General features: G+C 40.7%; 12 protein-coding genes and 1 pseudogene. All 13 read left to right on the forward strand.

Going from position 1 to position 19,285, the window contains the following annotated elements; genetic code table 11:
• Positions 1-65: 65 nt before the first annotated feature.
• The 13 genes and pseudogenes from OCV37_RS06165 to OCV37_RS06225 all read left to right on the forward strand — a co-directional run bounded on the left by OCV37_RS06165 (position 66) and on the right by OCV37_RS06225 (position 19,236).
• Positions 66-560 carry a type II toxin-antitoxin system RelB/DinJ family antitoxin gene (locus OCV37_RS06165; protein ID WP_038178644.1) on the forward strand — a complete coding sequence of 165 codons (495 nt, stop codon included), beginning with the start codon at positions 66-68 and terminating at the stop codon, positions 558-560.
• The gene (locus tag OCV37_RS06170; protein WP_038178646.1) at positions 560-3,871 is read left to right on the forward strand and encodes a helicase-related protein; all 3,312 of its coding nucleotides are present in this window, start codon (positions 560-562) and stop codon (positions 3,869-3,871) included. Before OCV37_RS06165 ends, OCV37_RS06170 begins: the two co-directional genes overlap by 1 nt.
• A gap of 1 nt (position 3,872) precedes the next feature.
• On the forward strand, positions 3,873-4,634 hold the full coding sequence (locus tag OCV37_RS06175; RefSeq protein ID WP_051680340.1) for a DUF4391 domain-containing protein: 762 nt from the start codon (positions 3,873-3,875) through the stop codon (positions 4,632-4,634).
• Between the two features lie 55 nt (positions 4,635-4,689).
• Entirely contained in the window at positions 4,690-6,666 is a 1,977-nt protein-coding gene (locus tag OCV37_RS06180; protein WP_038178648.1) for a site-specific DNA-methyltransferase, read from the forward strand.
• 9 nt (positions 6,667-6,675) lie between these two features.
• Positions 6,676-7,782: an AAA family ATPase gene (locus OCV37_RS06185; protein WP_038178650.1), complete on the forward strand. Its 1,107-nt coding sequence runs from the start codon at positions 6,676-6,678 to the stop codon at positions 7,780-7,782.
• On the forward strand, positions 7,775-8,455 hold the full coding sequence (locus OCV37_RS06190; protein WP_038178651.1) for a DUF4276 family protein: 681 nt from the start codon (positions 7,775-7,777) through the stop codon (positions 8,453-8,455). The genes OCV37_RS06185 and OCV37_RS06190 overlap by 8 nt, the downstream gene beginning before the upstream one ends.
• Positions 8,456-8,457: 2 nt before the next feature.
• Positions 8,458-11,511 carry a type III restriction-modification system endonuclease gene (locus OCV37_RS06195; protein ID WP_038178653.1) on the forward strand — a complete coding sequence of 1,018 codons (3,054 nt, stop codon included), beginning with the start codon at positions 8,458-8,460 and terminating at the stop codon, positions 11,509-11,511.
• Positions 11,512-11,947: 436 nt separating this feature from the next.
• Positions 11,948-13,125, forward strand: a protein-coding gene (locus tag OCV37_RS06200) for an IS3 family transposase (RefSeq protein ID WP_261888133.1) whose coding sequence is annotated in 2 segments (ribosomal slippage) — positions 11,948-12,215 and positions 12,215-13,125 — 1,179 coding nt in all. Because the reading frame shifts where the segments join, the coding sequence is not laid out codon by codon here.
• A gap of 248 nt (positions 13,126-13,373) precedes the next feature.
• Positions 13,374-14,369, forward strand: a complete 996-nt coding sequence (locus OCV37_RS06205) for a ribonuclease T2 family protein (protein WP_038181248.1) — start codon at positions 13,374-13,376, stop codon at positions 14,367-14,369.
• Positions 14,370-14,631: 262 nt separating this feature from the next.
• Entirely contained in the window at positions 14,632-15,513 is an 882-nt protein-coding gene (locus tag OCV37_RS06210; RefSeq protein WP_038181247.1) for a HEPN domain-containing protein, read from the forward strand.
• A gap of 89 nt (positions 15,514-15,602) precedes the next feature.
• Positions 15,603-15,848: pseudogene (locus tag OCV37_RS06215) on the forward strand (transposase); the annotation flags it as partial.
• A 168-nt stretch (positions 15,849-16,016) separates the two neighbouring features.
• The gene (locus OCV37_RS06220) at positions 16,017-17,657 is read left to right on the forward strand and encodes a sensor histidine kinase (protein WP_038181243.1); all 1,641 of its coding nucleotides are present in this window, start codon (positions 16,017-16,019) and stop codon (positions 17,655-17,657) included.
• A gap of 136 nt (positions 17,658-17,793) precedes the next feature.
• Positions 17,794-19,236: a DASS family sodium-coupled anion symporter gene (locus tag OCV37_RS06225; RefSeq protein ID WP_051680542.1), complete on the forward strand. Its 1,443-nt coding sequence runs from the start codon at positions 17,794-17,796 to the stop codon at positions 19,234-19,236.
• Positions 19,237-19,285: the final 49 nt, after the last annotated feature.

Here is a 19,285-nt window from a genome sequence, read left to right on the forward strand (position 1 = left end):
TTTTTCGTAACTAGAGAGAAGTTTTGCTATGATACAAAAGTTACAAATTGTATGGATAGCAAGTAATGAAAACACATATCGATCCTGAACTTCTTGAAAAGGCCGGCAGCATTTTTGCTGAGTTAGGATTGCCGGTAGAATTAGCAATCAATGTATTTTTAGCGAAAGCAATACAAACTCAAGGGTTTCCATTCCCAGTAGCACTAGATGGCGATTCAAATCGTAACGGCTTAGTAGGGCAAACTGTAACCAATGCAGAAATCACGGAGATTATTCAACATTTTGTTGAGCAAGTTCTTCCAGTTTCGGAGATCGATAATCTTACCCAGCTAGAATATTGTCGAAATACTTTTGGGCTCTCATTTCCTGTCCTAAAAACAACAAAGTCGGTTCACTCTGAAGATGTAAGAATAGCAGTGAAAGATGCCAAGGGACGAAATCGATATTCCACATCAAAAGTAGCCCAAAGAGATGGGGTGTCTTACGTAATCTGTACTCAGTGGACAGATCGCCATCGTCCAGCATTCCTTCGTTGGCAGAAATCATACGGGGATTGCTAATGCGTATTATCGATAACATTAATGATTTACTTGGAGATGATTTAAGAGATTCACTTAAGCCAGGTACAAAGTTAAAAATAGCTGCGTCATGTTTCTCTATATATGCATATGAAGCACTTAAAGAGGAGCTCGAACAGATTGAATCTCTAGAGTTTGTTTTCACGGCTCCAACGTTTGTTGAATCAGAAGTAACCGATAAGTTCAAAAAGGAAAAACGAGAGTTTCATATTCCTAAAGAACAGCGCGAGAAGAGTTTCTATGGAACGGAATTTGAGATCCAACTAAAGAATAAATTGACACAGAAAGCGATTGCGCGTGAATGTGCTGATTGGATTAAGAGAAAAGCGTTATTTCGTTCAAACACCACAGGCTCACCAATGCAGCCGTTAGCCGCTGTACAGTCTCTAGAAAATCAATCTGTCTATCAGCCTTTGTATGGTTTTACCGCCGTCGATCTTGGCTATCAAAAGGGTAATGCGGTTTCAAATATCGTTACCTGTATGGATGAGATGGCTGCTTCTAGTGCTTTTATAAATATGTTTGATCAAATTTGGAGTGATAACGAGAAAGTTCAAGATGTCACTGATCGTTTAGTCAATCATATATCTACTGTTTACCAAGAAAATTCACCAGAACGTATTTATTTCCAGCTGTTATACAATATCTTCAGTGAATTTCTGGAAGATATCAGTGAAGATGTATTACCGAATGATAAAACCGGATATCAAGATAGTCTTATTTGGAACAAGTTATTTAACTATCAACGCGATGCAGCAACCGGCATAATCAACAAGCTAGAAACCTATAATGGCTGTATTTTGGCCGATAGTGTTGGTTTGGGTAAGACATTTACGGCATTGGCTGTCGTTAAGTACTATGAACTCCGTAATAAGTCAGTTTTAGTTTTGTGTCCTAAAAAATTGTCTGAGAATTGGCTTAATTACAATCGAAATCTTACGACTAACCCTTTTGTGAGAGACCGTTTTAGTTTCGATGTTCTTTGTCATACTGATTTGCAGCGCACAAAGGGAGAGTCCTTAGGTATCCCATTAGATCGAGTTAACTGGGGTAACTACGACCTTGTTGTGATTGATGAATCACATAATTTTCGCAATAACCAAGTGTATAAAGACAAGGAAACACGTTACCAAGCACTGATGAATAAAGTTATTCGTGCTGGAGTGAAAACAAAGGTGTTAATGCTCTCTGCAACGCCAGTAAACAATAAGTTTTCTGATTTACGAAATCAGCTAGCCCTTGCTTATGAAGGTGATTCAAGCATTCTTAGAGAGCAAATAGGGACACAAAGAAGTATTGAAGAGATCTTTAAACGCGCGCAGAAATCATTTAATGCCTGGTCTGATTTAGAGCCAGAAGACCGTACTGCGAATGCGCTATTAGACACTTTAGATTTTGATTTTTTCCAGCTTCTAGATAGTGTAACTATTGCCCGTTCTCGAAAACATATTCAAACCTTCTACGATACGGCAGATATTGGTCATTTTCCTGAACGTAAGAAGCCCATATCTTTCCATCCTCCATTGACCGAGAGAACTGATGTTATTGGTTTCAATCAGATTTTTGCGCAGTTGTCTAAGTTGAAAATGGCAGTATATGGTCCGATTAGTTATATCTTGCCAAGTAGAATAGCCAAATACGAAGAAATGTATGACACCGATGTTGGGGGCAAAGGTAAATTACGCCAGGCTGATAGAGAAAAGGCCCTTCAGCGATTGATGACTATTAATCTGCTTAAGCGACTCGAAAGCTCCGTACATTCATTCACCTTAACGTTAAAGGGCTTACAAGACACGCTAGAAAAGGCTTTAAGCAACATAGAAGCGTTTAAACGTTTCGAACAAGATGGTTTTATAGAAGAGCAGGATAATAATCTATCGGGTGATGATTGGGATGAAGATATTAATGATTTTGAAGAAGGTTTCTCTACTGGGGGAAAAGTAAAAATCAATCTTGCAGATATGGATTTACCGTCTTGGGGGCATAACTTATCAGCTGATCTTGAAGTAATATGCGATTTGATCTCAGAGATGCAAAAGCTGCCACCAAACCACGATGCAAAACTTCAGCACCTCAAACAGCATATTTTGAATAAATGGGCTAACCCGCTTAATCAAGGTAACAAAAAAGTGCTGATTTTTACGGCGTTTGCGGATACGGCTGATTACTTATATGAAAATTTAGCAGAAGAGTTTAAGCAGCAGTTTGGTATTCATACCGGTAAAGTTACCGGCAGTAGCTCAGCTAAGTCAACGTTAAACAAAGCCTATGACTTTCAAAGTTTGTTGACCTTATTTTCCCCTCATTCAAAAGAAAAGCGTCAAGTTTTACCAAATGAACCATGTGAATTAGATGTTTTAATCGGGACAGACTGTATATCTGAAGGTCAAAACCTTCAGGATTGCGATTATCTGATTAATTATGATATCCATTGGAATCCCGTTAGGATAATTCAACGCTTTGGTCGCGTCGATCGTATTGGCTCAACTAACCAGGCCATTCAGCTTGTTAACTACTGGCCAGATATCAGTTTAGATGAATACATTAATCTTAAAGAGCGAGTCGAAAACCGCATGGTGATTTCAGATATCACAGCGACGGGGGACGATAACGTACTTAAAGCTCAGGCAAATGATGTAGCTTATAGGAAAGAGCAGCTTAAAAAGTTACAGGAAGAAGTGATTGATTTAGAAGATGTCAAAGTTGGAGTCTCCATAACGGATCTTGGGCTAAATGAATTTAGAATGGATCTGCTTGGATACATCAAAGCAAATGGCACAGAAAAGAATCATGCTGGATTGGATTCTGCCCCCAACGGCATGCATGCAGTAGTTGCTGCTGAGCCTGAAAAAGGATTAATTCCTGGAGTAATATTTGCACTCAGAAATCGAAATCATAGCGTTAACATTAACCAACAAAATCGGCTTCATCCATACTACTTAGTTTATATCGGAGAAAGTGGAGAAGTTGTGGTTAACCATACCCAAGTGAAACCACTTTTGGACCGAGTTCGTGCTGCATGTAGAGGTAAAGACGAACCAGTCCGACAAGCATGTGATGTGTTCAATAATGCAACTAAAGATGGTCGAAATATGGAGTGTTACTCCAATTTACTTGATTTGGCTGTGAGCTCAATGGTAGAAACCAAGCAAACTAGTGATGTGAAGAGCTTGTTTAGCGGTAAAACAACGACTGCACTGACAGGAGAGATCTCCGGTTTAGAGGATTTCGAACTGATTAATTTCATCGTCGTTGTGAAGCTTCCACAAGTTAGTCTTCGGGGGCATAACTAGAATGTCACCAATTAAAGTAAACGTAGCAGTGCCAAAGAAGGACTTTATTCCTTTTATTTTTCCACCAGCAGCGGCATTAGGTATTCCAGATAAAGATGGTGTAAAGCAGGGGCAAAAAGTTGCAAAAGAAGCCATCTACCAGCAAGTGAAGCCGACAAACGCGGTAAAGCAGATATTTGTCGAGCAAGTCGAGTCCATTGTCTGGCGTTATAAATTGTCTGCTGAAACGTTGAATGTGGCTGAGAGTGAGGATGTGGCTGAAATTCAGGTGTTTGATATTCAGCTTAAACAAGGAAGTGAATCACTGGATATAGCCGTATTAGAGGCTCTAGATAAAGCGATACCTTCTACCGTCTTCTTTCGTGTTTTTCGCAGTGAGTCGCGTTCGATGATTCAATGTGCTATGGCGTATAAGAGAGCAAACAAACGCGATGACAGTGTGATGGTGATTGATGAGTACTTTTTTAGTGAATGGATACCATTACCCAAACAAGATGAAGCGTTCCAGAGTCAGAAACTACCGCTGGTGGTCAACATGAGTGGATTACATCGAGAGTTGCTGCGTAGTTTGCTGCCAGTGCCGCCCCGAGAGGGTGAAAAACTAGAGACTCAGCTAGAACGTATCCGTGGAATTAAAGTGTTACAGACTCAGTTAGCGCAAGCAAAAATCAAGCTTCAGAGAGAAAAACAATTTAACCGTAAAGTTGAGATTAACCATCAAGTCAATCAACTGAAATTACAAATTAACGCTTTGTTTGAGTAAATGATAAAGAACGCGACCAAGCAGAAAGAATTAGACGAATTTAGAGTAAAAGAGAATGAATAAACTAAAAATGCACAGCCCTAGTTTGGTTGATCAAAATATAGATAAGTTGGCTGAACTCTTCCCGAATTGTATTACTGAATCTAAAGGTGATGATGGGAAACTGCGTAAAGCGATTGATTTTGACCTTTTAAAACAGGAATTGTCTCGACATATCGTCGAAGGACCTCAAGAACGTTATCAATTAAATTGGCCGGGTAAGCGAGAAGCTTTGTTAACGGCCAATGCACCGATTGCAAAAACGCTTCGTCCTTGCCGGGAAGAGAGCATAGATTTTGATAATACTCAGAACCTGTTTATTGAAGGGGATAACCTAGATGCGTTGAAACTTCTTCAGGAAACGTACCTAAATAAGGTTAAGTTGATCTATATCGATCCTCCTTACAATACGGGTAATGATTTTATTTATAATGATGATTTTGCTGAGGATATTGATTCTTATATAGAACGTTCGAATCAAATCGATGAAGAAGGTAATCGTTTACTTACAAACACTGAAACAAATGGTCGATTTCATTCGGATTGGTTAAATATGATTCTTTCGAGAATAAGGTTGGCATTTAACTTACTTCAAAATGATGGTTTTTTAGTTATAAGTATTGATGATGCAGAATTTAAAAATCTTAGTTATATATTAGACGAAACTTTTGGTCGAGATAACCAAATTGCAGTTTTAGTATGGGATAAGAATCGAAAAAATGATGCAAAATACTTTTCCGTCGGACATGAATATATGCTCGTGTATGCGAAAAATAAATCCTTTCTGCAAGATAATAAAATAATTTTAAGAGAACCAAAACCAGGGATAGATGAAGCGAAAATCTTTTTTCAACGTTTAATTAAAAAATATAATTCTGATTTGAACGCCGTCCAATCTGAATGGAGAAAATACTATAATCAGTTATCTAGTGATCATCCTCATAAACAAATTGGACGATTCTCTAAAATTTCTTCTCAAGGACCTTATCGAGATGATGGTAATATTTCTTGGCCAGGCGGTGGTGGACCTAAGTATGAAGTTATTCATCCTAAAACACACAAGCCATGTAAAGTACCTGATGGAGGATGGCGCTATTCAAAACCAGAAAGGTTTTGGGAAGAAGTTAATACAGGAAAGGTGGTTTTCGGCGAAGATGAAACAACTCTTCCAAGGCAGTGTAGATATTTATTTGAAAGTGAAGGTCAAGTTATGACATCAGTTCACTATAGTTATGCTCAAACGTCTGCGATGGAATTTGAAAAACTTATGGGAGGTAAAGTTTTTGAAAATCCGAAAAATTATAAAGATATAGAGCGTTTAATTAACTATTTTGGTGTAAATGATGGAGACGTCGTTTTGGACTTTTTTGCCGGCTCTGGTAGCACTGCACACGCGGTATTTTCTGCAAATTCCAAAGATGGAATGAACAGAAAGTTTATTGTTGTTCAGATACCAGAAAAAACTTCAGATAAATCTGTAGCTTTAAAAAAAGGTTATAAAACAATTTCAGAAATAACTAAGGAACGTATAAAAAAAGCGGGTGCTCAGTTAGCTAATGATGATAGTTGCATAAAATGTGACTATGGGTATCGAGTGTTAAAAATCGATAGTTCTAATATGGCTGAAGTTTATTACAAACCGGATGTTATTTCACAAGCGGATCTATTTGAGTTGGTTGACAATATCAAAGAAGACCGTACCGAAGAAGACCTACTTTTCCAAGTGATGCTAGATTGGGGCGTCGATCTGACGCTACCTATTCGTCGTGAAGTTATTGATGAAAAGACAGTATTCTTTGTGGATAGCAACTCTCTAGTGGCTTGTTTTGATAAACAGGGGGGGATTACCGACAACTTCGTTAAACAACTGGCTCAATTTAAACCACTGCGTTTAGTTTTTCGTGATGCAGGTTTTGCTTTAGATAGTACGAAAGATAATATTGAGCAAGTACTTAAGCAGCTATCACCAAACACTGAAGTTAAAGCGATTTAAGGGGATGAGATGAGTACACGACTCGACAAGCTAACCATAAAAGGTTTTAAATCGATTAAAGATTTAGAAGATTTTGAGTTAAAAAACCTCAATGTTATTGTGGGGGCAAATGGTGCTGGCAAAAGTAACCTTATCTCTTTTTTCAAAATGCTTCGTTCGTTGATTAATGAGAAATTGAATGACTATGTCTCAGATAACGGTGGCGCAAGTGATCTCCTTTTCAATGGTGAAAAAGAAACGCCTAAAATGAGCTTTAGTACCCGTTTTGGAACACGAGGCTTTCGCTTTTCATTGGCTCCAACACCTTCAGATAGTTGTTCAATCGAAAGCGAAGCTCGCTATTACTCAGGAAGCCAATATGGTTGGTGGGAGTTAGGAAATAGCCATGACGGTAAATCGCAGATGGTTGTTGAAGTTAAAGAAAATCGTTCTGATGCTCGTTATTCCAAACCAGTCTATGATGAGATTTCCTCATGGATGATTTATCATTTTCATGATACCAGTGCTACTGCTCCTATGCGTAAATACGAAATCATAGAAGATGATGATGTTTTGCGAACCAATGCATCAAATATTGGGCCATTTCTATTAAAGTTAAAATCGACTTATGAGAAAGAATATAAAGATATTGTTAACTCAATCCGATTGGTTACTCCATTCTTTGAAGATTTTATACTTAAACCTCGTAGTTTTGGTGTTAAGGATAAAGTAAATATTAGCTGGCTTCAGAAAGGCTCTGACTATCCAATGCAGCCTTATCATTTGTCAGATGGGTCAATTCGCTTTATCTGCTTGGCAACAGCGTTACTGCAGCCGAATCCGCCATCAACGATCATCATTGATGAGCCAGAACTTGGTTTACACCCGGCTGCCATTGATGTTTTGGCCGAGCTTATTCAGCAGGCTTCTCAGCGAACTCAGGTTATCGTCGCTACCCAGTCACCGGCATTAATTGATCAGTTTTCCATCGACGATATTGTTGTGGTAAACAGAAAAGATGGTGCTTCAACATTTGAACGATTAAACGAAAAAGATTTCTCTCAATGGCTGGAAAGTTACTCTGTGGGTGAACTTTGGACGAAAAACGTTATAGCGGGAGGTCCTCGTTATGAGTAAGTTCGTTAATGTTTACGCAATTGTCGAAGGTAAAACAGAGCAAGTATTTATTGAACGAGTACTTCAGCCGTACTTGGCTTTAAAAAATATATTTATTTTCGCGACTCAAATTAGTAAACCTGGGCAAAAAGGTGGGGATGTCCGATTTACCAGAGCGAAGCAAGATATTGGTAACCATCTCAAGCAGAGAACGGATACATTAGTTACTACTTTCATTGATTACTATGGCACAAAAGAGTGGCCTGGTTTGACCGATATACCTGTAGGTTCAATGCCTGCGCAGATTGCTGACCATTTAAACCGAGCAACAAAGCAGGCAGTCAATGATCTGTATGGAGATGTACGTTCAGAAGAGCGTTTTATTCCATTTGTAGCCATGCATGAATTCGAAGCTCTACTATTTTCAGATAGTGAAGTTCTAGCCAATGAACTAGGTATTGATGAGCAGGGTGTTAAAGATGTTTTGACTGAATGTGGAGAGCCTGAGTCAATCAATAATGGTCCAGAAACAGCACCGTCTAAACGTCTCAATGGGTGGACGGCGAGTGGTAAATTTCCCAAAACAACGATGGGTATTACGATTGCACAAAGAATTGGTATACAAACGATGAGAGAAAAATGTCCCGTATTTAATCAATGGCTGGAGACATTAGAAGCCTCGGTGGAGGCATAACAATGAAGTTACAGTTTAAACATCAAAAATACCAAGCTCAATCTGTTCAGGCAGTTGTAGAATGTTTCAAAGGGCAATTGCGTAATGATGCTGCCAGTAGGTATCGTATTGATCCTGGAACAGTGCAGCAAGGTAGATCACATTCACTAGATCAAAATGACTTAGGTTTTAAAAATGCTGAAATTCAACTAAGTGATGACCAGTTGCTAGCGAATATTCAGCAAGTACAACGTCAACAGAATTTGCCTCAGTCATCTAAGCTCGAGTCAACTCCTGCCTGTAAGTTGAATTTTGATATAGAAATGGAAACAGGGACGGGCAAAACATACTGTTTTTTGAAGTCGATTTTTGAGCTTAATAAGCAATATGGTTGGAGTAAATTTGTAATCGTGGTGCCGAGTATTGCGATCCGCGAAGGGATCAATAAGTCACTTGAGATTACCGCAGAACATTTCCAAAAGGACTATTTTAAACGTGCTCGTTTTTTCATCTATAACTCAAAGCAACCACATCAGCTAGAAAGTTTCTCTTCAGATGGTGGTATTAACGTTATGATTATTAACGTGCAAGCGTTTAATGCACGTGGTAAAGACGCTCGTCGGATTTATGAAGAGCTTGATGACTTTCAAAGCCGCAGACCTATTGATGTGATCAAGGCAAACCGTCCAATAATGATCATGGATGAGCCTCAAAAGATGGAAGGCAAGAAAACTCTAGAATCTTTATCTGAGTTCAATCCGTTATTTATTCTGCGCTACTCAGCAACACACAAGGTTGATCGTAATAAAATTTATAGATTGGATGCGGTGGATGCTTATAACCAGAAGCTGGTTAAGAAGATTGCTGTTCGAGGCATTACCACTAAAGGTTTAGCTGGGACAAATGCTTACCTCTATCTTGAAAATATAGAAATATCCCCGAACAAACCACCAGTTGCAAGAATTGAATTCGAGCAAAAACTTAAATCAGGTAGTATTAAACGTATTGTTCGTAAGTTGAGTATGGGGGCCAACCTGTATAACCAATCTAATGAGCTTGAGCAATACAAGAGTGATTTTGTCATCAAGGATATTAATGCTATCACCGACAAAGTGAGCTTTTTAAATGGTATTGAGTTGACCGTTGGTGATGCTGTTGGTGATGTGAACGAATCAGCTCTGCGTCGAATGCAAATTCGAGAAGCAATTAAAGCGCATTTTGACAAAGAGGTTCACTTATTTGATAAAGGTATCAAGGTTCTTAGTTTGTTCTTTATCGATGAAGTCGCTAAGTATCGTGATTATGAGCAGCCGGATGAAAAAGGTGAATATGCCCGTATCTTTGAAGAAGAATACCAATCAGTTCTTAACGAGTATCTGCCGAACAGTGGTAAATATCGTGACTATTTGAAGGGTATTGATGTCGATAAAACCCACAATGGCTATTTTTCAATCGATAAAAAAACTAAGCACTTAGTCGACCCTAAATTCAAAAAAAGCGGTGAAGATGCTGGTTTGGCGAATGACGAAAATGCAACTGCAGCTTATGACTTAATTCTTAAACACAAAGAGCTTTTGCTAAGCTTCAGCGAGCCGACGCGCTTTATTTTTTCACACTCTGCACTTCGTGAAGGTTGGGACAACCCTAATGTATTTGTGATTTGTACACTAAAACACAGTGATAATACCATTTCACGTCGTCAAGAAGTTGGTCGTGGATTACGTTTGGCTGTTAATCAGTTGGGAGAGCGTGTTGATCAAGAGTCGATCGTTCATGATATAAATCGACTGACAGTGGTCGCAAGTGAAAGCTATAAAGATTTTGTCAGTGGTTTGCAGAAAGACATTAGTGCTTCACTTTCCGATCGCCCAAGAGTGGCTGATGAAAAATACTTTACAGGCAAAGTACTCTCTACAGTTGACAGCGATGTAGAAGTAACTTCTGAAATGGCTAAACAACTTTATCGTTATTTGCTTAAAAATGATTATACCGATGATAATGATCATATCAGCGAAGTTTACCACCAAGCAAAACGTGATGAACAGCTAGCTGCTTTACCAGAAGCTTTACAACCGTATGCCGAACAGATTTTTAAACTGATCGATTCTGTCTACTCAGATACTCAATTACCTGATATTGATGATGATCGTAAAGCCAAACCCAATCAGCTAAACGACAATTTCGATAAGAAGGAATTTAAAGAACTATGGAACCGAATTAACCATAAGGCGATTTATAATGTTGAATTTGATTCTTCAGAACTAATACATAAAGCGATACCTGTATTGGATGAAAAGCTAAGAGTTGAAAGGTTACATTTCAACATTGTTCGTGGTGAGCAATTGGCGCATGCTGATGCTGAGCAAATTAAATCGGGTCAAGGTTTTAAAATAGAAGAAACTGAAAGTCCGACTTATCACTCTTCAGTGCATTCTAGCGTTAAATATGACCTTTTAGGAAAAGTGTCTGAGTTGACAAAGCTTAAGCGTAGCACTGTGGCTGAGATTCTGCGCGGTATAGAGAGTCATGTATTTGAGCAATTTGGAAGCAACCCTGAAGATTTTATTGCTAAGTCTGCTGCTTTGATCAATGAACAAAAAGCTGCAATGGTTATTGAGCATTTAGCGTATGACACAATAGAGGATAAATTTGACAGTAATATTTTCAATGCTGGTGGTTCTCAGGACTTTTCTAATGCAGGAGAAAAGCTTAAACGTCATATCTATGATTACGTTGTCACTGATTCTAAAACTGAACGCAAATTTGTTGAAGAACTTGATACACAGAAAGAGGTAAGTGTCTATGCTAAGCTACCTAAGGGATTCTTCATTCCCACACCATTAGGTAACTATAATCCTGACTGGGCTATCGCCTTCCAGGAAGGAGCAGTTAAACACGTATACTTTGTTGCAGAAACCAAAGGTTCTATGCAGTCACTTCAGTTAAAAGGGGCTGAAGAGGCTAAAATTAACTGTGCGAAAAAGTTCTTCGCAACTATTAATGAAAAATTTGCAGAGAAAAAAGTAAAATACAGTGTAGTGGATAGCTACGACAATCTGAAGACATTGATTTGTTGATTTGTTTAGACAATAGCAACAGCTGATTAATCTTAGTTGTTGCTATTTGGTTGGTGGAGTGTGGTTCGTTTGGATTTGTAGCCTTTGCTAGAAGTAATGCTTTTTAATTGTCGATTTTTGGAATTATTTTATTTTCAACTGCTTACAATCTCAGGTCGAATCTCTCACTCTCTGAAATTCTTCTAAATCAATTAATTATCTTCCATTATTGTCCGTGGATGTTCGTCAACTTCCACAGATTTGATGTATGCCTGAACTTCTCTTCAACATAGACACCAGAAATCACGATATCTCTTTTTGTATCCGTATTACCTTTCTATAACACTGATATCTAAACCGGATAAAAGAGATCGCATCAGGCCTTGTAGTGGTACGGTGAATTTGGCCACCTGATTAGAGGTGTTAAAATACACCTCATAGCATGACAGGTGAAACTATGACCAAGCGTACCAGACGCACTTTCAGTGCGGAATTCAAACTCGAAGCAGCGCAACTTGTTCTCGATCAAAACTACACCGTTGTTGAAGCTGCAAAAGCCATGGGTGTTGGTAAATCGACAATGGATAAGTGGGTAAGGCAGCTCAAGCAAGAAAAAAAGGGAATGACTCCTCAAGCCTCACCAATGACACCAGAGCAAATTGAGATACGAGAGCTAAAGAAGAAACTTGCACGTCTTGAAGAGCACAATGAAATATTAAAAAAGGCTACCGCTCTCTTGATGTCGGACTCACTGAACAACTCTCGATAATCGAGAAACTCAGGCAGAGCTTTAGCGTAACAACCCTGTGTCATGTGTTCAGTGTCCACCGCAGCAGTTACAAATACTGGCGTTGTCGCCCTAAGAGTGTTTCTCCAGAGTTGGTGAAACTAAAGAGTCTCATTAAAGAAGTTCATACGGCAAGCAACGGCTCTGCTGGTGCGAGAAGCATTGCCGACATGGTGACGGCCCAAGGTGTAAAACTGACACGTTATCGAGCTTCTAAGATAATGAAATTATTAGGGTTGTTCAGCTGCCAAACACCGAAGCACCGATATCGAAAGGCATCACAAGAGCACGTAGAGCTCCCAAACCATCTGTCTCGACAATTTGCCGTTACCACTCCCAACCAAGTCTGGGTCGGTGATGTGACGTATGTCTGGACGGGACAACGCTGGATGTATCTTGCTGTTGTCATCGACCTGTTCGCGAGAAAGCCAATTGGTTGGGCGATGTCAGTATCGCCTGATAGTAAGTTGACAGGGAAAGCACTCTTTATGGCGTTTGAATCACGAGGTAAGCCCAAAGGCGTGATGTTCCACAGCGACCAAGGAAGTCATTACACCAGTCGTTCTTATCGGCAACTGTTGTGGCGTTATCAAATCAAGCAAAGCTTATCTAGGCGAGGTAATTGTTGGGACAATAGCCCGATGGAGCGGTTCTTCAGAAGTCTAAAGACAGAATGGATACCGGTGTCGGGTTATAGGAGTTTTAGCGAAGCAAGACAGCATATAACTCGTTACATCACAGGTTATTACAGCCAACTTAGGCCCCATCAATATAATGGTGGGCTGACACCCAATGAGTCTGAACGACTGTATTGGAAAAACTCTAAAACCGTGGCCAATTTTAGTTGACCACTACACCTGAATTATTCGCTCGGCTGGGAGCTTTAAAAGGCAGGCCTTCCCATGAGCTTTACCCCATGAACTGGAAGACTAAACCGGGATTGACCCGGTTATTGCGGCATGTCCGGTGAAAACACAGAGTCATGACTATTTCGCAAAAATAATATGATACTAAGTTTTATTTAACTGCTTTCTTATTTAATTTGATATGTTTAATATTGCGACGCTTACACATATTTATATAGGAAATTTGTTAAATGAAACTAAAAACTCTGTTGGCTGTTTTTTCTGCTCTGGCACTGTTGTTCGGTGTGGTCGGGCAGAGTTCCGCGGTGACTTTCTCTGGTACTTTTTATGCCAGCCAGTCATGTCCGGCTTATCAATCAAAAAACAAGAAAACCAATCCTGGGAACATCTATCTGGTTTCCGGGCAGTCTTACCAAATTCGTGAGGCGAATAAAAATGACGCCACCTGGTACCGGGTGGTGGTTGACAATGCTAATCCACAGTTGCGTTGGGCCTCTGCCAGTTGTGGTGAGGTAAAAGGTGGTGATTCTTCTTCATCGGGTAGCTCGGGTTCTGGCAGCTGTTCAACGGCGGGTCAGGAAGACAGTTATGTCTTGGCACTCAGCTGGCAGCCAGCTTTCTGTGAAACACACACGTCAAAGCCTGAATGTAAGGTCACGGATTCCAGCGCTTATCAGGCCGGAAACTTTACCCTGCATGGTTTATGGCCGAATAAAGCCTCCTGTGGCACAAGTTACGGATTCTGTGGCAGTTACTCTCACTCGGTGAGTCCTTTCTGCAGCTATGATGCGGTTCCGATGTCATCATCGACGCTGGCATTACTGGGACAATATATGCCAAGTGCAGCCTATGGTTCTTGTTTACAACGTCATGAATGGTACAAGCACGGTACCTGCCAGACGCAAAGAAACGCGGATGAATATTTTAAAACTGCGATTCGTCTGCAAAAAGAATTTAACCAGAATGTCGCTTATTTCATGCAGGAGCATCTCGGTAAATCTGTCTCCACGCAGGACTTTTTTGATGTTGTGGATCAGGCGTTTTTCGACGGAGCGCATAAACGGTTACAGATTTCATGTAAGAACAGCAAATTAGTGGATGTCTATATTAATTTGCCGAAACAACTGGATGAAAATGCTTCCCTTGAAAGCTTAATGATGGATGCTGATCCGAAGTTTTCTAACCAATGTGGCAGCCGCTTCACTGTGGATGAAATTGGCTTTTAATCATCCGTTCTGACTGATAAAAAAGAAGGCGGCTTTCCCGCCTCTTTCTTGTGATTACATTGGTATAAAACCCGGTTCAATCCGGGTTTTATTTTTTGAAATCTATACCATAAATCAATGTTGCAGCATGAGAATACATTGATGTGAAGTGTCTCGGGAAAAGGCCGCGACATTGATTTAAACCGGTGAAAATCCATAGACTTTTGCACGACACCCCGCCACACTAGAGCCATATTGGCTAACTGATTCAAATCATTCAGATATGAAGACTTCTCTCGATCATCTCCCTGAACGTAAACAGCACGAGCTTGCGCTGATTTCAACCATTCTGCGCGATACGCTGGAAGAATACATCGTTGGCAAGCAGGGGAGTAAAGCCGAGTTCCGGATCCTGAAAATCATTCTGTTCGGCAGCCACGCCAAAGGCGGCTGGGTGAGCGATATTCCCAACGGCTATGTCAGTGACTACGACATTCTGGTGATCGTCAACAAACCCTCGCTGGTGGATGAGGATCTTGTCTGGCGCAGGGCCGAAGAGCAGATTGACCGCAAAGTCAAAAGCGCACCGCTGGGTCTGATTGTGCATACTTTGGAAGAAGTGAATGAACAGCTCAGACAAGGTCACTATTTTTTCAAGGATATTCGCGAAGAGGGGATCGAAATCTTTGCTGCGACACCGAAAGAACTGGCCGAACCGGGGGATCTGAGTGATGAAGAACGTCGTCAAATTGCCCAAGGGCACTATGATTACTGGTTTGAAAGTGCACAGCAGTTTTTTCATTTCTTTGGTCAGGCTCTTTCTGATAAGAAATGGCTGAGCAATGCAGCATTTCAACTCCACCAATCCACAGAGCGATTGTTCGCCTGTACCTTACTGGTTCTGAGTAACTACCTACCCAAAACCCACAATATCGAAAAGCTGAAAAAATACTGTGCCGAGCAAGATCTTGCTTTCGTTGATATTTTCCCGATGGACGACAAATTCCACCGCCGCAGCTTTCGCCGCCTGCAACGCGCCTACATTGACGCCCGTTACTCGATGCATTACGAAATCACCGAAGAAGAATTGGTGTATCTGCAAGGCGAAGTGGAGAAGCTGAAAGGACTGGTGGAGAAGGTTTGTTTGGCGAGGCTTGGGGGGTAATTCCACTTAAATAGCATAACTAAGTATGAATAGCCACCGACTTGATAGACACCTTTTAGTTAGACAAAATGACTAATAGAGAGGTGCTTATGAGCAGCAAAAGATATCCAGAAGAATTTAAAATTGAAGCGGTAATACAGGTCACGGAAAAAGCTCATAGTATGGTTGATGTCGCCAATCGCTTAGGAACAACTACCCATAGTCTTTATGCTTGGGTGAAGCGCTATGGCCCCGACTCCTCTCAACACCAAGCTCAATCTGATGAAAATGCCGAAATTCGTAGGCTTCGAAAAGAACTGCAAAGAGTCACCGAAGATCGAGATATACTAAAAAAGCGCTGAACAAGGCTGACCACATCCAGCTGAAATATCAGACTGCATGACACGCATGATTTTGTTCATTAAAACTATTTTTAATTCTTCACATGAAACCGGGCAGCGGACTAGGATATCATCACGATTGAGAAATATGTTCAAAGCCGGGGGAGCATCGTGATAAAAAATATGACCTACCTTAGCAAAAGGTCTTATTACTTTAAGCTGGTCGTGACCATTAATATTATTTGCTTTGTCGGTTTAGTGCTTGTTGCCCTGAATCTCTATAATCGAAATTTCACAGAAAATCTTCACCAATTGAAAAACTATGGGTTATCTCAAGCAAGAGTGATTGCCCATGACCCGTTATTGTCTGAGCAGGTATTCAAAAAAAATATCGGACAACTGAGCGCGATGGCGCAAAAGTATCAATGGGGGGGTGAAATTGAGTACATCTCTATCTCAAACACGCAGGGGATCCGGTTATTTCATAGTAAAGGCTATGGCATCGGTGAGAAAATTCATTCGAATAAAATTGATGAGATTGCGCAGGGAAAAGAGATTTCAGATGTCAGTCAGGGATTTTATGGTCGGGTATTAGTCAAAGCCCGGGTACCGATTTTTTATCATGGCCAGTTTATCGGCATTGTTTCTACTGGTATCTCTTATCCTAAATTCATCGAAAAACAGAAAAAAGATCTCAATGAAATGGCGATGTTATTTATTGCTGCCTGGTTTATTAATCTGGGGGTGAGTTATTTATTAATCCGCAGTTTACGTTACCGATTAAACTTAATGACTCCCGAGCAGATAGAAAAAGGCTTTGTCTACCGTCAGTATATTCTTGATTCCGTTTATGAGGGGATTGTCGCTGTCAACAAAGACGATCATGTCGTTTTGATTAATGATGCTGCAATGGCATATCTGGACATTCTTGACGAGGATATTCGGGGGAAACCTATTGCCGATTATATTTTTAATACGGACTTTTTTAGCAGTCAAAGTCTTGAAGAGTTGAAAGATGAGACCATTCTTTGCAATGGGCATTCTCTGATTGCGACCCGTAAACCCATCTACGACAAACAGGGGAATGAGCTTGGCTTAGTGGTGAGTTTTCGTATTAATACGATGAAAGATGAACTGGAAAACAAAATGAACCAGTTTGCGAAGGATAAAGACAATCTCAGAGCGATCATTCATGAATTTAATAACCAGATGTCGGTGATTTATGGCTTACTGGAGATGAAACGCTATGACAGTGTATTGCAATACATTGATACGGAATTTGCGACCCGCCAGAATGATGTCCGTGAAATCTCAAAAATGTTGCCGGTGCCTGATCTTGCGGCGATGTTCCTGAGTAAAAAAGTCCGGGCGAAAGAGTTGAATATTTCGCTTGAAATCGATCCGATGAGTCGTATTGACAGTAAGTTGTTACCGATCAATATACAGGATGTCACTTGCATTATCGGTAATTTAATTAGTAATGCATTTGAGGCGGTCGTCAGTAGTCACGCTGCGCAACGGGTTGTCAGTGTGTATGTTTATCAGAGTGATGAATTCATTATTGAAGTCGCAGATAGTGGAGGCGGGGTTGCTGAAGAAGATGCAGACAAAATTTTTGAGCGAGGTGTCACTTCGAAGGCGGGTGATAATCATGGTATTGGTCTGCATTTGGTAAAAACACTGGTTGAGCAGGCCGACGGGCGAATTGTTATTGAAGAATCAGATTTTGGCGGCGCTTTATTTATGGTATTTATTCCGTTAAATATTGGCTCTATATCAAGTCAGTCTACCTATTCTGAAATTCATTCACTGACGGATGCATGATCCAATAGAATTAAAACCATTAAACCCATATTGTTGATTTTCATTTGACGGTTCAAAGTTGACCGTCACAGATGTGATTCTTGTTGAAACTTAGTATGAGCTCAGCTACTTATTTTAAAGTTGAGAGTGAAAAACTATGACTTCGACACTGCTGAGCGAAAGGCTCGAACGAGAGCCTGTGATTAACAAGCCATTGTTTCCCATATTATTGGTTGTTATTGTGCCCCTGCTGTTCTACATATCTCCTGCACCGGAGGGGTTATCTGTTCAAGGATGGCATTTATGTGGATTATTTGTCACAACCATCCTCGGATTAATATTTAAACCTTTTCCTGCCCCGGTTATTTTATTATCCGTTATTGCGGTGATTGGTCTGACCGGCGGAAATACGAAGATGGTGTTAAGCGGATATTCATCCACGACCACTTGGATCGTATTTTCTGCGTTAATTATGAGTAACGCAATTTTGGTTACCGGTCTGGGAAAACGGATTGGATATATTCTGATTGATAAGTTTGGCAGAACCAGTCTGGGACTGGGGTATGTTCTGGCAATGCTGGACTTCATTGTCGCCCCATGTACACCATCGATTACGGCCAGAGCCGGTGGTCTGGTCTTCTCCGTGGCGAAAAGTATTTCAGCTTCTCTGGACTCCTATCCGGAATCAGGCGCCAGAAAAATTGGCTCCTATCTGATGATGAACTCGTTTTTAAATACCAAATCAACAGCTTATGTTTTCTTAACGGCGGCGGCTCCAAACTTACTGGTTTTGCCGTTTATGAAAGATATTCTGGGCGTTGAGATGACGTGGTCAAGCTGGTTTGTGAGCACGGTTGTTCCCGGTATGGTCATGCTGCTGCTGACTCCACTGATTATCTACCTGATTTATCCACCGGAAGAGAAAAAAATTGATAACAAGCGCATTGCCGAAGAAGGTCTGAAAGAGCTTGGCGCGTTTAGTAAAAGAGAAAAAGTACTGAGTGTTATTTTCATACTGGCTTTAGCGGGCTGGGTGATGGGGTCTGTATTTCATCTGAGTGCTGCGGTGGTTGCGATAGCTGCATTCATGCTGATGATCATTTGTGGCGTGGTCTCTTGGGATGAAGTATTACAGGCGAAAGGCGCATGGACCGTGCTTGTCTGGTTTGGTGGCATCATCGGGTTGTCAGCGTCTCTGAAAGCAGAAGGTTTCTTCTCATGGCTGGGTTCATTGATGAATCATCTGGCCACTGCCGGTACGAATGCAACGATGGCCCTGATGCTGATTATACTGTGTAGCGTGTTGGTTCGTTATTTCATTGTTTCCGGTTCTGCATACGTTGTATCGATGGTTCCCGTATTCTTTACGTTAGGGCTGATGATGGGAATTTCTCCCGGTCTGTTAGCCATCGCACTATCATGTTCTACGATTTATGGGAGTGGAATTACTCACTATAGTAGTGCTGCCGGTCCGATTATCTTTAGTGAAAACTATGTACCGCTGAAACATTGGTGGGCCGTCGGGGCTGTGATTACTTTCGCGAACTATGCAATTAACATGACATTAGGTTTATGGTGGTGGAATCTGCTCGGGCTATAGCTTTCGCCTGAGTCATCTCTATCCGATGCGATAAATTAAAAAAGCGGCC

This window comes from Vibrio rhizosphaerae, from assembly GCF_024347095.1.
Taxonomy (GTDB): Bacteria; Pseudomonadota; Gammaproteobacteria; order Enterobacterales; family Vibrionaceae; genus Vibrio; species Vibrio rhizosphaerae.